Annotated in this window: 15 protein-coding genes; 6 read left to right on the top strand and 9 right to left on the bottom strand. The window is 46.7% G+C overall.

Annotated features, from left to right (window positions below):
- Nucleotides 1-24: 24 nt before the first annotated feature.
- From F569_RS0100860 to crtY, 3 genes are read right to left on the bottom strand one after another with little or no spacing between them, the layout of a single operon-like run.
- The gene (locus F569_RS0100860) at nucleotides 25-531 is read right to left on the bottom strand and encodes a DUF1993 domain-containing protein (RefSeq protein ID WP_233353553.1); all 507 of its coding nucleotides are present in this window, start codon (nucleotides 529-531) and stop codon (nucleotides 25-27) included.
- A 20-nt stretch (nucleotides 532-551) separates the two neighbouring features.
- Nucleotides 552-2,126, bottom strand: coding sequence for a phytoene desaturase (locus tag F569_RS15880; protein ID WP_051279052.1), 1,575 nt, complete (start codon nucleotides 2,124-2,126; stop codon nucleotides 552-554).
- 11 nt (nucleotides 2,127-2,137) lie between these two features.
- Nucleotides 2,138-3,343, bottom strand: a complete 1,206-nt coding sequence (crtY, locus tag F569_RS0100850) for a lycopene beta-cyclase CrtY (protein ID WP_026940623.1) — start codon at nucleotides 3,341-3,343, stop codon at nucleotides 2,138-2,140.
- A 90-nt stretch (nucleotides 3,344-3,433) separates the two neighbouring features.
- Between crtY and F569_RS0100845 the strand changes: the two genes are divergently transcribed.
- A complete protein-coding gene (locus F569_RS0100845) occupies nucleotides 3,434-4,732 on the top strand; it encodes a Xaa-Pro dipeptidase (RefSeq protein ID WP_026940622.1) in 1,299 nt (432 codons plus the stop codon).
- Nucleotides 4,733-4,937: 205 nt separating this feature from the next.
- Here the strand turns inward: F569_RS0100845 and F569_RS0100840 are convergent, their stop codons facing one another.
- Nucleotides 4,938-5,372: a cytochrome c maturation protein CcmE gene (locus F569_RS0100840; RefSeq protein ID WP_026940621.1), complete on the bottom strand. Its 435-nt coding sequence runs from the start codon at nucleotides 5,370-5,372 to the stop codon at nucleotides 4,938-4,940.
- A gap of 94 nt (nucleotides 5,373-5,466) precedes the next feature.
- Here F569_RS0100840 and ccmA point away from each other — a divergent pair, with 94 nt between their 5' ends.
- From ccmA to mazG, 5 genes are read left to right on the top strand one after another with little or no spacing between them, the layout of a single operon-like run.
- Nucleotides 5,467-6,108 (top strand): heme ABC exporter ATP-binding protein CcmA, encoded by a 642-nt coding sequence (gene ccmA / locus F569_RS15875; RefSeq protein ID WP_051279048.1) that lies wholly within the window; start codon nucleotides 5,467-5,469, stop codon nucleotides 6,106-6,108.
- Nucleotides 6,105-6,764 carry a heme exporter protein CcmB gene (locus tag F569_RS15870; protein ID WP_051279046.1) on the top strand — a complete coding sequence of 220 codons (660 nt, stop codon included), beginning with the start codon at nucleotides 6,105-6,107 and terminating at the stop codon, nucleotides 6,762-6,764. Before ccmA ends, F569_RS15870 begins: the two co-directional genes overlap by 4 nt.
- A 3-nt stretch (nucleotides 6,765-6,767) precedes the next feature.
- The gene (ccmC, locus tag F569_RS0100825) at nucleotides 6,768-7,508 is read left to right on the top strand and encodes a heme ABC transporter permease CcmC (RefSeq protein ID WP_026940620.1); all 741 of its coding nucleotides are present in this window, start codon (nucleotides 6,768-6,770) and stop codon (nucleotides 7,506-7,508) included.
- Entirely contained in the window at nucleotides 7,508-7,615 is a 108-nt protein-coding gene (gene ccmD / locus F569_RS20025; protein WP_084168683.1) for a heme exporter protein CcmD, read from the top strand. Before ccmC ends, ccmD begins: the two co-directional genes overlap by 1 nt.
- Nucleotides 7,612-8,403 (top strand): nucleoside triphosphate pyrophosphohydrolase, encoded by a 792-nt coding sequence (gene mazG / locus F569_RS0100815; RefSeq protein WP_233353552.1) that lies wholly within the window; start codon nucleotides 7,612-7,614, stop codon nucleotides 8,401-8,403. Before ccmD ends, mazG begins: the two co-directional genes overlap by 4 nt.
- Here the strand turns inward: mazG and hflX are convergent.
- The 5 genes from hflX to ntrX form a co-directional block, all read right to left on the bottom strand.
- Complete coding sequence (gene hflX, locus F569_RS0100810; RefSeq protein WP_026940618.1) at nucleotides 8,400-9,713, bottom strand: GTPase HflX; 1,314 nt, start codon at nucleotides 9,711-9,713, stop codon at nucleotides 8,400-8,402. The two genes, mazG and hflX, sit on opposite strands and share 4 nt — an antisense overlap.
- 6 nt (nucleotides 9,714-9,719) lie before the next feature.
- Nucleotides 9,720-9,965, bottom strand: a complete 246-nt coding sequence (gene hfq / locus F569_RS0100805; RefSeq protein ID WP_026940617.1) for an RNA chaperone Hfq — start codon at nucleotides 9,963-9,965, stop codon at nucleotides 9,720-9,722.
- 139 nt (nucleotides 9,966-10,104) lie between these two features.
- Nucleotides 10,105-11,544, bottom strand: a complete 1,440-nt coding sequence (locus F569_RS18615) for a TrkH family potassium uptake protein (RefSeq protein WP_051279044.1) — start codon at nucleotides 11,542-11,544, stop codon at nucleotides 10,105-10,107.
- Between the two features lie 8 nt (nucleotides 11,545-11,552).
- A complete protein-coding gene (gene trkA / locus F569_RS0100795) occupies nucleotides 11,553-12,926 on the bottom strand; it encodes a Trk system potassium transporter TrkA (RefSeq protein WP_026940615.1) in 1,374 nt (457 codons plus the stop codon).
- A 27-nt stretch (nucleotides 12,927-12,953) separates the two neighbouring features.
- Nucleotides 12,954-14,336: a nitrogen assimilation response regulator NtrX gene (ntrX, locus tag F569_RS0100790; protein ID WP_026940614.1), complete on the bottom strand. Its 1,383-nt coding sequence runs from the start codon at nucleotides 14,334-14,336 to the stop codon at nucleotides 12,954-12,956.
- Nucleotides 14,337-14,339: the final 3 nt, after the last annotated feature.

The raw sequence follows: 14,339 nt of genomic DNA, 5'->3' as shown, positions 1-14,339 counted from the left end.
ATCGTTCCACGGGAACGATTACGGTCAGGCTCCGCCAAAAAAATCAAACTTACCCAGCGGCACGCCATTATGGCGAAGAATATTATAGACTGTCGTCATATGGAAATAAGTGTTTGGAATAATAAAACCAGAGAAATAGCTGATGCCTGTGAAATCCATTTCACGCGGCCCCATCTGTAGAGAAAATTCGCGGGCCTCTTTTCCGTCTAAATCTGCCGCAGGAACTTTAGCTATGTCTGATTTAGCTTTGGCCAAAACGGCGTAACATTCTTCAAACGTCTCTGGATGCCCCTCATAATTAGGGGCCTCCTTACCTGAAACGCGGTAAGGCGCATTTTTCGCGAGCTCTGCAACAGTTTGAACCTGTTTTTTAAGAGGCCACATATCAGGCGCCAGGCGAGCGTTCAAAATAACCTCTGCGTCGATACACCGCTCCTGCGCATTGGCTTCTGCTTTACGTAACACATGTTCGAGATTGCCGAGCATATTCGGAAGGGCAGACATTGCATTGGACATAGTAGGTTGAGACATAGTAATTTCCTGTTGTCGGCCTAGGCGTTACTGGGCCAGCCTTTGGATGTCAGTTTAGACAATGCATCTGAAAAGTCACCTTCAATAACACCCGCCGTCGCTTTTGCGGCGCCAACAACACCGGGAACACCAGCGCCAGGGTGGGTACCTGCACCTGTGATATACATATTGCCGATAACATCATCGCGGTTGTGCGGACGGAACCAAGCCGATTGCGTTAGGATGGGCTCTACCGAGAATGCACTCCCCAAATGAGAGTTCATAATATCGCGAAAGCCAAACGGTGTAAGCGTATGTAAAACTTCAAGATTATCATTTAATCCCGGAATGGCGTGCTCCTCAAGATAATCGAGAATTTTCTGTGTGTAAGCCGGGCCGATTTCATCCCAATCCAGATCCGCATGACCCAAATGCGGTACGGGTGCGAGCACGTAATAGGACGACTTCCCTTTGGGTGCCATGCTCTTATCGGTAACACATGGCGCATGCATATATAGGGAGAAGTCATCTGAAAGCTTACCGCCTTTGCCAAATATCTCAGCTATCAATTCTTTGTAACGCTTACCGAATAAGATGATGTGGTGCTTTAGGCCTTTTGGCGTCGGTGTTTTGAGACCAAAATATATAACAAAGAGCGACATGGAATGACGCTTTTTCTTCAGTGCTTTTCCATAGGCCTTGCCCCGCTTATGATTGCGTAAGAGCTGAGAGTAAGTATGCACGACATCCGCATTTGAGGCGACCAAGTCAGCACTCATCTTCCAACCGTCAGCTGTTTCCACACCCTTAACGCGGTCGCCTTCCGTATGGATGTCGGTAACATCCGCATTAAGACGAAGGTCTCCGCCTATATCTTTGAAAAGACTTATAAGTCCTTGAACTAAGGCGCCTGTCCCGCCTTTGGCAAACCAGACGCCGCCTTTACGTTCTAGGGCGTGAATGAGGGCATAAATCGCGCTTGTCGCAAAGGGGTTACCTCCCACAAGCAAAGACTGGAATGATAAGAGCTGCCGCGTTTTCTCATCTTTGACATATTTTGACACTTGCTGATAGACGCTGCGATCTGCACGTAAGCGTATAAGCTGCGGTGCGGCGGCGAACATCTGGCTCATTTTTAGAAATGCCGTTGTCCCAAGCTTTTCATAGCCTTCTTTGTAAAGGTCTTGGGAATAAGCGAGGAATTTACGATACCCTTCAACATCATCAGGATTACGTTTACGAATTTGCTCTTCGAGGAAGTCTTGGTCGTTATTATAGTCCAGAACTTCGCCGTCCTCCCATTGCAGGCGATAAAACGGATCCACAGGTAATAGTTCGACATAGTCTTTCATCTCGCGTCCAGAGAGCGTGAAAAGTTCTTCAAGGCAGTCAGGGTCGGTGATGACCGTCGGGCCGCCATCGAATTTAAAACCGTCAATCTCATAAACATAGGCACGTCCGCCCGGCTTATCCCGATTATCCAGAAGTGTTGTTTGAAAGCCCATAGATTGGAGTCGAATGGCGAGTGCAATACCGCCAAAGCCTGCGCCAACAACAATAGCTGTAGGCCGTGTATCAGTACGGTCAAATTTTGAAGGTTCAGGACGAACTGTCATGAGGATACTTTCTATTTGCGTTCACGCTCTAAAAAAGCGCTCTCACTTAAATTTTTTAATGCGTTTGATACGGGAACAGGCGGCTTTCCGATTAAAATTCTAAGCTTATCTAATTTAGTTAAGCGGTTACGATAGAACCTCTCAATAAGTCCTTCTGATAAACCATAAAACCGCTGTAAGACTTTGTAACGCTCAGTCGGTTTTGCCGCGCGAAATAACATGCGATTTAGTAAACGCAGAAACTTTTCCTCATGATAATGATCGACGCGGTGATAAGCCATTTCGTGAAGGACAGCGGCGCCAAAATCCGGTTTGTTTTTTTCTATCATATCGCAGACGACATTCGCGCTTTTGACAGCTTCGGGCAGACTGTAACCCGTAACGGCATGGTAGTAGCCCCCCGTCATCCCTAGCTTGGCAGGCTCCGTCTTCTCGCCGCTAACGTCAGTTCCAAACGCCTCGTCTACTGCGAGTGTGATAGGAAGAACGCCTATCTCACGCCGTGTTATGCTATAATTTTTTACGCCAAGGCTATCGCGAATATAGTCTTTGAGGCGCGCATCAACCTCTTGGCTCTTAAGCTCAGATCCGTCTGTATAGTAGGTGTCCTCGACGAGTATTTCAGTTTCGCTGTAAGGCAAACAATAGACAAAGCGGTAACCACCTAGCTGTTCAACCGTCGCGTCCATAATTATTGGCCGCTTCACACCATGGGGATGTTGGGTCCTAATCACATGCCCGACAAATTTCTGATATCCGAGAACAACATCGTCATTTGGCTTGAAGCCGCGGGCATCCAAAACACATTTCGCGCTAAGGCGCTGTTCGTTTTCTAAAACCACATGATACGGCTGAACATCAAGGGCCTGTGTTCCCGACATAACCTTTAAGCGCCCGCTCTCAATATGGGGCTGAACGCAAGCCCGCAATGTATCGCTATTTCCGGTGCAATACGTTATCTCAAGTCTGCGCTTTCGCTTTGGGAATTTGACATCATAATCGTCCCATTGATGGGCGATAAACGGTTTGATCCAATCTTGTAGATGCTCAAGGATATCGCTCATATTAAAAGACCATGTATGGTCACCGCCCACTACGTCAGAAGCCTCAATAACAATCACGTTCAATTCTGGATGGACATCAAGACACCGCCAAGCCGTTATTAAGCCTGAGAGCCCTGCCCCGACAATGATCATATCAGCCTTAATATCGGGCATATCATTCACAATTTACCTTTTCGCGCGAATCTATTTGTGCCCCGATAGTTACGTACCTACAGCCTGTAAACAACTAAACAGGAGTTGACCATGCGCAAGATTGCCTTAGCCGGATTTATCAGTCTTTCATCTGTGACAGCGGGTTATGCCCAAGACGCAAGTGACAAGACAACTATTATTCACGCTGGGCAAATGTTGGATGTGGAAAGCGGGAAACTTCTGCAGGACCGATTTATCATTATCGATGGAGACACTATTCGTAACGTGTTGACGCTCAATGATATGGAAGACATGGAGGAGGAAGATATAGACTTCATAGACCTTTCTAACATGTATGTTCTTCCTGGACTAACGGATGCGCATGTTCACTTAACCAGTGATGCAAATGTTCACGGATATAAACGCCTAACGCGCTCCACGCCGCGCGCGGCTATTACGGGTGTTCGTAATGCCAAGCGGACTTTGATGGCGGGTTTTACAACTGTGCGAAATGTTGGTGCGCCTGGATTCACGGATGTGGACTTGATGGAAGCAATTGAGGACGGAGATGTTCCGGGGCCGACAATTATTCCGGCGGGGCGTTCCATAGGGATCACAGGCGGTCATTGCGACAATAATTTACTACCTTTCGAAAACCGCAGAAAAGCCGGCGGCGTAGCAGATGGCCCATGGGCGGTTCGCGCCAAAGTTCGCGAGAATAAAAAATTCGGCGCTAAAGTTATAAAGTTTTGTGGCACGGGCGGTGTTTTGTCCAAAGGCACCAAAGTTGGCGCTCAACAATTCGCCTTTGAGGAAATGAAAGCTATTGTAGATGAAGCACATCTGCTCGGCATGAAAGTTGCGGTTCATGCACATGGCCAAGAGGGCATCAATACGGCGATAGAAGCGGGTGTGGATTCAGTTGAACATAGCAGCTTTATCTCAGATGCAGGCATACGCGCTGTCAAAGCTAATGGCACGTATCTTTCTATGGATGTTTATGTGTCTGATTATATTTTGTCTGAGGGCGAAGCCGCCGGAATTTTGGAAGAAAGCCTCGCAAAAGAACGCACCGTAGGAAAAATTCAGCGCGAACGTTTTCAGGCCGCCGTTAAAGCTGGGGCCAAGATGGCTTACGGCACAGATGCAGGTGTTTACCCCCATGGTGATAATGGCCGGCAGCTTGCTTATATGGTAAAATGGGGCATGAGCCCGCTACAAGCGATACAGACAGCCACGATAAATAATGCGAAATTGTTTGGCTTGGAGTCACAAATTGGATCTTTGAAAAGCGGAAAGATGGCTGATATTATTGCAGTTGAAAATAACCCGCTAAGCGATGTGTCTGAGTTAGAGCACGTGGATTTTGTTATGAAAGGCGGCGCTGTTTTCAAAAGCAAAGTCGAATAAATCTGTCAATTGTGACTGCGCTCAAGCTAATTTCGATATAAAATTCAAAATTAACTGTGAATCACATATCTTTATTAAGAGAAGGCTATATATCTGAAACTCTGTCCTTGGACAGTTAGATGGGCAGTGAGGTTGCCCCACATCAGCTGAACTTCCCATCTAAACGTCTAAATTCTAAGGTAACGATTTAATTCAAAAGCGCCGATTAGCTTTTTTCTGATTCATAATTGATGTCGGGTTTATAATTTTCATCATGCTTAGCTAAAACCTCTTCAGCCTCAAAAGATGTGGGAGATGATAAAAACCCTGTAATGACAACACCCTGCCCCTCTCGAAACAAATCAGGCAATACTCCCGTATAACTGACCGTCATAGGTTTACGCATATCGCGTTCAAAATCTTTTATCTGAAATTGAGTTTTCAATGCTCCGTCTTTGGTTACAGTGCCCTCCTGAACTAGCCCTCCGATTCTGAATGTAGTCGAGTCCGGCACAAATCCTTCAGCGACCACGTCACTAGGATTATAAAAAAATTGAGTATTCTCTTTCAGCGCAGATAAGAGTAACGCCGTTCCTATCGCGAGCAGGCTTCCAAATATAATGATAAGGCCGATACGGCGTCTTTGATGTGGAGGCGTCATAAAAATTCCGTTTGATCTGTCGCAATGTAATATGGGTGACAGGCGTCAATGTGCAAGGCATAACGCTGTCGCAGTTACAGGATAAATAAGTGAAATGAAGTCCCTCTTCCCGCATATGACACATCAGGTTCAGCTTGAAACAGAGTCTCTTGCACTATCGAGAGGCGATAGATCTCTTATTGAAGAATTGTCTTTTAAACTCACATCGGGCGACGTTCTCTGGACTCAGGGTGATAATGGAATTGGGAAGACGACATTACTCGAAGCTCTGTCGGGTTTGAGACGCCCGGATCACGGAACTGTAAGTTGGAACGAAAATGGAAAAGCTGTTCAAGCCTCAAGGATAATTGCTTATCAACCTCATAAGAGCTACGCGAAAGCGGCATTATTGACTGAGGAAGATCTAGGATTTTGGGCGAATATTTATAATTCAAAACATTTAGTGTCTGAAGCCTTGAACTTTGTCGGCTTAGCCGATTTTACCAAAATAACAACGCGGGATCTGTCAGCGGGTCAAAACCGCCGCCTCGCTCTTGCAAAGCTCATTATTAGCCAAAAACCAATATGGATAATGGATGAACCTGCAGCGGCAATGGATAAAACGGGCGCACAGCTCATTGATGAGCTTATCAGCCGACATGCAGAGCGCGGAGGAATCGCCGTTATTGCCTCGCACGATACAACCCGAAAGCTTAGCGCCCATACACGCAAACTTGTCTTGAGAGCAGCAGCATGATTTCGGCAATTGTCAGGCGTGATGTCCGATTAGCGCTGAGGTCAGGAGGCGCTTGGCTCTACGGCGTGTTTTTTTTCGCTGTTTTTATAGCCCTCAGCGCAATTGCCTTAGGAGGCTCGCTTGATATTATGCGCCCCCTCGCCCCGGCTCTCATTTGGCTTGCCGTTATATTTTCGGCTATGCTGTCATTTCTGGCCATTTTCCAAGAAGACTTTTCAGACGGAAACTTAGCGCAATACAAAATTTCAGATGCTAGTTTTGTTAGCCTATGCGCAGCGAAGGCCATAAGCTTTAGTCTTGTGTCTATTTTGCCATTGCTGCTTGCTGCACCGCTCGCGGCTCTTGTCTTTGATATGGCTCCCAATGTGGTCACAGCCACCTTCGCCTCATTAGCTTTATCCACACCTGCCTTAGCTGCTTATGGGGTCTTATCCAGCGCTATTTTAGCGGGCCGCCGCGGAGGCGGTTTCTTGATTGTGCTGATTACGACACCTTTCTTGATACCCGTACTTATATTTGGTCTTGAAGCTATAGCAGGATATAAAAGTTCCGGCTTTGCTGCGGTAGAATTTCGCATAGTTGTTGGTTTAAGTTTAATCGCGATTGCTGTAGGACTTCCAGCAGCCGCTGCAGCGCTTAATGCTCATTTGGAATAGGACATGATAAATTATCTCGCAAATCCTATTCGGTTTTTGAAGTTTTCAAAAATAGCAACACCTGTTTTTGGCGCTCTTACAATCCTTACGATGATATGGGGACTTTATTTGGCCCTTATTAAAAGCCCTCCAGCCATAGAGCATGGCCAAGCGGTTCGCATGATGTATGTCCACGTCCCTGCTGCATGGTGTGCTATGATGGCGTATACGGCTCTGACAATCGCCAGTGTTGTAAGCTTCATTTGGCGTCACCCTTTGGCGGATAGCGCCGCAAAAAGCTTTGCTGTGCCCGGCGCGGCTTTTACATTTTTAGCGCTAATCACAGGCAGTCTTTGGGGGAAACCCGCTTGGGGAACTTGGTGGCAATGGGATGGCCGCATGACATCTGTTCTGATTTTATTTTTTATTTATGTTAGCTATCTGGCGATCTGGTCAGTTATTCCCGAGCGGAAAAAGGCAGCCCGACTTGCCGCAATTCTGGCCATGGTTGGCTTCATAAATATTCCTATTATTAAGTTCTCTGTGGATTGGTGGAACACCTTACATCAGCCTGCAAGTCTCTCGACCCCAGGAGCGCCTGGAATGCCGCCTGAAATTCTCTGGCCTCTCATGATGATGGTCGCGGCTTATAGCTTTTTATTTGGGTGGCTTTCATTACGGGGTATTGAAGCCGATATTATTAGAAGCCGAAAAGCAAGGGATCAAAAAGCGCCCGCAGCTCAAGCCACGATAGAGACTTTCTAATGCTCGATTTTGGGAAAAATGCTATCTATATATGGGCATGTTATGGCGTTAGTGCGCTAGTATTAGGTGGGTTGGTTATCCACGCTCTTCGGAGTCCTAAGCAGTGACGACGGACATTACATTCTTGGGCACAACCCCAATTGAACGCTTAAAAACGCTTATGGATAAGCTGCGTGTGGGCTGTCCTTGGGATGCTGAACAGACATTTGAAACAATAGCGCCTTACACGATTGAGGAAGCCTACGAAGTCTCCGAGGCTATTGACCGCAAGGATATGGTGTCATTACGTGAAGAACTTGGTGATTTGTTATTCCAAGTCATATTCCAAACAAAGATTTCGAGTGAGGTCGCAGATTTTGACTTTGATGATGTTTGCGATGACCTGACGCGCAAGATGGTTGACCGCCACCCCCATGTCTTTGAATTTACCGATGATCGTACAGCGCAAGAACAAACTGTTTCCTGGGAAGACACCAAAGCGGCTGAGCGAGATGCCAAAGGGCATTCCAGCATACTTGATGATGTTCCGCTTGCCCTACCTGAATTGATGCGCGCCGCCAAACTACAAAAAAGAGCTGCCCGTGTTGGCTTTGACTGGCCTAATCTTGACGGCGTCATAGATAAAATAATTGAAGAATCCCAAGAAGTTGCCGACGCTGCCATGTCAAAAGATCACGATGCTATTGAGGATGAAATTGGCGATTTATTATTTGCCGTCACAAACCTCGCCCGCAAACTTGATGTGGACCCTGAGCTTGCTTTGCGCCGGACAAATTCGAAATTTACAATGCGCTTTAAATTTATTGAAACGGAAGCAAAGGCGCATCAGAAAAACGTCAATGATATGTCATTAGACGAGATGGAAACGCTCTGGCAAGCCGCGAAAAAGGTCTAAGTCACGAGCTCGCTATGTCTGGCTCTAAGTTTCCCTGCATCGGATTCTGATAAGCGCACATCCATTTCACAATTTCCGTTACGGCGGGTTTTTTCGCTAATCACATAACCGTTTTTGTGAAGCCAAGCCCGCACGTCATATTTTTGGGGCGGGATTTCTACGCTTATAATCTCATCACTTTTAGTCAGCATGGCTTCGATCCCGCTTTGCAATACATCTAAGCCGGTTTTCTTATGGCAGCTCACAGGATAAGCGGGAATCATATCTTCTAACTCTTGTGATGCTTCAGAACGTTCTGAAATAGAGTCTAATTGGACATCGCCGAGCAGATCAACCTTGTTCCAAACTTCAATAATGTCTTGATTATGTTCGGGACCGGCATTTATCTGATCCAGAACCTGCATTACCTCCTCGCGGCGGCGTTCCGTGAGAGGATCGGATATATCTCTAACATGGATAAGTAAATCCGCCTCTTTGACTTCTTCAAGTGTCGCTCTGAAAGCCGTAATGAGATCTGTGGGAAGATCGGAAATAAATCCTACCGTATCTGACAATACGGCGGATTGCCCGCTCGGAAGCGTCAAAATACGGTGCGTTGTATCGAGTGTCGCAAAGAGCATGTCTTTTGCAAACACGCCCCCTTCCGTGAGAAGATTAAATAGCGTTGACTTTCCGGCATTGGTGTAACCGACAAGTGCGACAACACGTTCCGGCGCACGTTTGCGCTTTTGACGCTGCAATCCTCGTGTGCGCCGAACTTGTTCAAGCTCTCTTTTAAGCTTGGTCATTTTATCATTTAAAACACGTCGGTCACTCTCAATCTGAGTTTCGCCGGGCCCTGCGAGGCCGCCAGTTCCGCCTCGTTGACGTTCCAAGTGAGTCCATGTGCGTACAAGCCGTGAGCGCTCATAACCTTGTCGTGCAAGCTCGACTTGAAGCTTACCTTCTTTGGTTGCTGCTCTAAGCCCGAAAATTTCGAGTATCAAGCCGGTCCTATCGATGACTTTGGCTTTCCATATCCGTTCGAGGTTACGTTGCTGGACCGGAGACAGCACCCCGTTAACAATTACAACGCTGGCCTCATGCGCTTTAAGTTCAGCCCCAATGTCTTCAATTTGTCCTGAGCCGAAAAAATTAGACACTTTAAGGTCACGTATTGGTATAATACGCGAGGCCATGGTTTCCACGCCAAGCGCCTCTGCTAGGCCAACGGCCTCTTCCAGATCATAATCAGCATCACTGGCCCGTACATTGGGAAAACGGGGGTGGAGGACAAGCGCTTTTTCTACGGGCGTGTCTCGTTTAATCATAGACGTTTAATCTTCATCTTTTTCCGCATCAAACATTGAAACAGGTCCTGAAGGCATAATTGTTGAAATTGCGTGCTTGTAAACAAGTTGAATCTGGCCGTCGCGGCGCAGAAGAACGCAAAAATTATCAAACCATGTCACGACACCTTGAAGCTTTACGCCGTTGACGAGAAAAATAGTGAGCGGTGTTTTCGTTTTCCGTACAGAATTGAGGAATGTATCTTGGAGGTTTTGTTTTTTATCAGCAGGCATTGTATTCGTCCTTTTATAGTACTTTTACGCGACTCGTTGGTCACAACCACACGCTTACATAGATAGGGCTTGGGCCTTCGTGCAAGTGCATAAATCATAGAAAAGACTAGATTTAGCAGTATTAACCTAGGCTGACACTTTATTGTCTCCAAAAGGACGGCGTGAACAAAATAAGGACGGCCAGAACCTCAACACGGCCAATCAACATGAATATGGCTGAGACAAGTTTCTGCACGTCTGTAAATTGCGCGTAAGTCACGCTGCTTTCCGGCAATACATAGGATAATAAAGGTCCCATATTACTCAAAGACGCAGCCCCCGTCACCACAGCATCCTCAAAAACAAGCCCTGTTGCGCCGAGAGCTAGTACCCCTAGCCCGAAGACTAAGGTATATCCGAAAAAATACATCCAGATCGACAGGAAAGCCCTGTCAGGAATATGTTGACCTTTAAATGAAACAGGAACAACCCGCGACGGATGGGTCAAGCGGCTCATATCCGTGGCCAGATGCCTGAAAAGCAGGAGCATACGAATAATTTTTACCCCGCCAGCTGTGGACAAAGCTGAGCCGCCAATCAGGGCCACGGCGATCAAGACGACTGGCGGCAACATTTCCAACCCAATCACATTATAATCAAACCCCGCCGTACTGACGAAATATATGCTCTCAACAATAACAGTGAAAGCATGAGAGGCCCCTACATAAATAATACCAAATAAACACAGCAGACCGATGATAACAAAAAGACCCCGATGCTCATAATTTCCTAGTAAAATAGTGATGTTGCGCAAACGCCTCAATCTCAGAACATCCCAGATTATGGCAATATTCATAGCGCCGAGCATACAGAAAATTCCCAACACAACAGCGCTGATGGGTCCCACATAATTTGCAAGCGCTCCGCTACGCGGCGTCAACCCACCTGTGCTGATGGCACTGAGTGAAAGCGTTAGGGCTTCGAAAGTAGGAGTTCCAGTTATGACCATAGCTATAAAGCAGATGCAGGCCAAAAAGATGTAAATACCGGCTATAACCCTACCAATACCAATGAGCCTCTCAAAGAGCTCGCCTTTCTTAAGCGTAAAAAGTAAAGATCGGTGAATGCCCGTGCCCGCAAGATTTAAGGCCGCCAAAATTACCACGGCGAATGTGGCAACGCAAACACCACCAAAACCCTGTAAGAGAGCTCGCCAAAATAATAAAGCTCTTGGCAAATCATCGACGTCTAAAGCGCTGGCACCCGTCGTTGTAAAGGCCGAAGCTGCTTCAAAATAAGCGGAGCTTAAACTTTCTGACACTCCCAATGAAAGATATGGCAGTGCAGCGATACCTGGAACAGTAATCCAAAACGATAAAAGGAAAATAAGGGCATCCGCATTTGTCTCTCTTGCGGGCGTGTTAAAAGTGGTTGCTATCAGTAAAACCCCTAATATTCCAACAGCTGCAGCGATCGCAGCGAAGTGAACTGCGGGTAAGGCTTCGAGCATTATCGCAGCGAAAAGGGCTGTTACTGCCAATAGCATTGCACAGAGAACAAATGTGTTCCCCAACCATAAAATTATCCGCGTAATAGCCATTAAGCGGCCTAGAAATAATCCGAGCTGACGCGGAACATTTGTTCAATACCCTTCATCGCAGATTTTTCAGCAAATAGAACAACATGGTCGCCTGCTTTGACAATTGTATCGGGGGTTGGGAATAAAACGCTGGCCTCACGCAAAATTGCGCCGATTGAAACGCCATCAATAATTCCTGCCTCTTGCAGGGTTTTTCCGGCTAACGGTGATGTTTCCAAAACGGCGCCTTCCATAACCTCTGCACGTCCTTGCTCTAGGGAATATACATCCAAAATTCGCCCGCGCCTAACATGTCGTAATATCGAGGAAATTGTACTGGCACGAGGGTCAATAATCATATCAATCCCTAATTCAGACTGCATGTCCTGCATGGAAACTTCATTGATAAGGCTAATCGTATGACTAGCCCCGAGTTTTTTGGCTAATACAGCCGAAAGAATATTAGTTTTATCATCATTGGTCAGACAAATAACCATCTCAGCATTAGCAACGCCCGCTTCTTCTTGAATGCTTGCATCCATGGCATCGCCATTTAAGATCACAGTCCGCTTTAAAGTTTCTGCTGCGATTTCTGCCTGTTCTTTATTTCTTTCAATAATGCGCACCCGCATTCCAGAAATAGATTCTAGCTCTTTCGCCACGAATGAGCCGATATTTCCGCCGCCAATGATCACAACATGCCGAGCTTTATCGTCTCTGGCGCCAAGAATTTCTAAAAGCCGCGTAGAATGAGCAGATTGCGTAATAAAGTAAGTCTCGTCGCCGACATTTAAAGGATCATCAGACAATGGCGCGAATATTTCATCTCCCCGTTTAATCCCAACTATGGCAGAATGTAGACTGGGGAACAGATCTGAAATTTGTTTTATCGGTGTGTCAACGATTGGACAATCTTCATTGATTTTTACGCCTAATAATTGAAGGCGACCCTCACCAAAGCTAACGACGTTGAAAGCCCCTGGAGTGTTTAAACGGCGCAGAATGGCGCGCCCGATTTCAATTTCAGGCGAAATGATTATATCGATTGGCATGTTCTCGCGGCTATAGAGATCATTATACTCATTTTCTAAATAGCTTTGCGCCCTCACCCTTGCGACTTTGGTCGGAACATCAAACAAGGAATGAGCCACCTGGCAAGCTATCATATTTACTTCGTCAGAATAAGTTACAGCGATAACCATATCGGCACTTTCGACGCCTGCTCGTTTTAAGACTTCAGGATGAGAACCGTGACCGACAACGCCGCGGACATCGAGATCAGTGGTGATTTGGCGAATAAGTTCGGGCGATAAATCAACAACGGTGACTGTGTTGTTCTCTGCCGCCAACCGAGCTGCGAGGCCATAGCCCACGCGCCCCGCGCCGCATATGATAACTCTCATCTATCTAAACCCTCGCTCTAGCGGTGATTAAACATCACGGCCATTTGCGCCTAATCCTAGAGATTTGAGTTTTCGATGCAAGGCCGAACGCTCCATTCCGACAAAGCTAGCCGTACGGGAGATATTGCCTCCAAATCTGTCTATTTGAGCCTGTAGATATTCACGTTCAAAATGTTCACGCGCGTCTCTGAGCGGCATGGCAATAATTTTCTCATTTTCATTTGCGCCTTGCGATGTTCTCACGACGGAAACTTCCGGCGGTAATGTCGCCAGCGTAATGGGCTGTGATGGCTCTCCAGTTGCTAAAATTAAAAGCCGTTCAACATTATTTCTAAGTTGCCTTACGTTACCGGGCCAATCATGAGCTTGTAAGGCTGCCATTGCATCTTCTCCAATTTGCCGTGACGGTAATCCTGTAGATGATGCGAGCTGCGCAATAAAATGTTCAACAAGAGCCGGAATATCCTCGCGCCTTTCGCTTAAGGGTGTCGCGTCTAACGGCATGACATTTAAGCGGTGATACAAATCTTCCCTGAAGCGGCCATGCTCCACATCTTGAGCAAGGTCGCGTGAGCTCGAGGTTATAACGCGAACATCAACCTGAACATCATCCTTGCCGCCCAAGCGCCTGAAGCGCTGTTCAACCAAGAGCCGTAATAGCTTCCCTTGTGTTTCCATGGGCATGTCAGCGACTTCATCCAGATAAAGCGTCCCGTTATGGGCCCGTTCCAATAAGCCGACTGTCGTGGCATGACCCTCATCATCTTCAGCGCCAAAAAGCTCCTCTTCAACGCGCTCTGGTACCATAGATGCCGCATTTACAGCTTTGAAAGGACCTTTTGAACGTGAAGAATGTCCATGCAACATTCTCGCTATCAGTTCTTTACCCGAACCTGAAGGGCCTGAAATCAATACGCGGCTATTGGTGGCTGCAATTTTGGTAATTTTTTGCCTTAGCTGTATAATTTGAGGAGACGTGCCGACAAGTTCTGTATCAGAAGGCGCTTTGCCTTTTAGCTCAGCGTTTTCGCGGCGCAACCTGGCATTTTCAAGGGCGCGGCTTGCGGTCACTAAAAGCTTATCTGCCTTAAAAGGTTTAACGATATAATCATATGCCCCCTTGCGAATAGCTGAGACAGCAGTTTCAACGGTGCCATGTCCACTTATAATTATAACCGGAAGCTCTGTGTGCGTTGACTTGAATTTATCTAAGAGCTCAATGCCATCCATTGAACTTCCTTTCAGCCAAACGTCGAGAATGATCAGGGAGGGTTTGCGAAATTTTACTTCCGCCAAAGCTTCTTCACTTGTTGCTGCAAGTCGTGTTTCATATCCTTCATCTTGCAAGATACCGCCAATCATCTCGCGGATATCATCTTCATCTTCGACAATTAAAACGTCATATTTCATGAT

This window comes from Hellea balneolensis DSM 19091, from assembly GCF_000428525.1.
GTDB lineage: Bacteria > Pseudomonadota > Alphaproteobacteria > Caulobacterales > Maricaulaceae > Hellea > Hellea balneolensis.
Note: the sequence above shows the minus strand (reverse complement) of the source record. Positions and strands in the feature narration are given on the sequence as shown.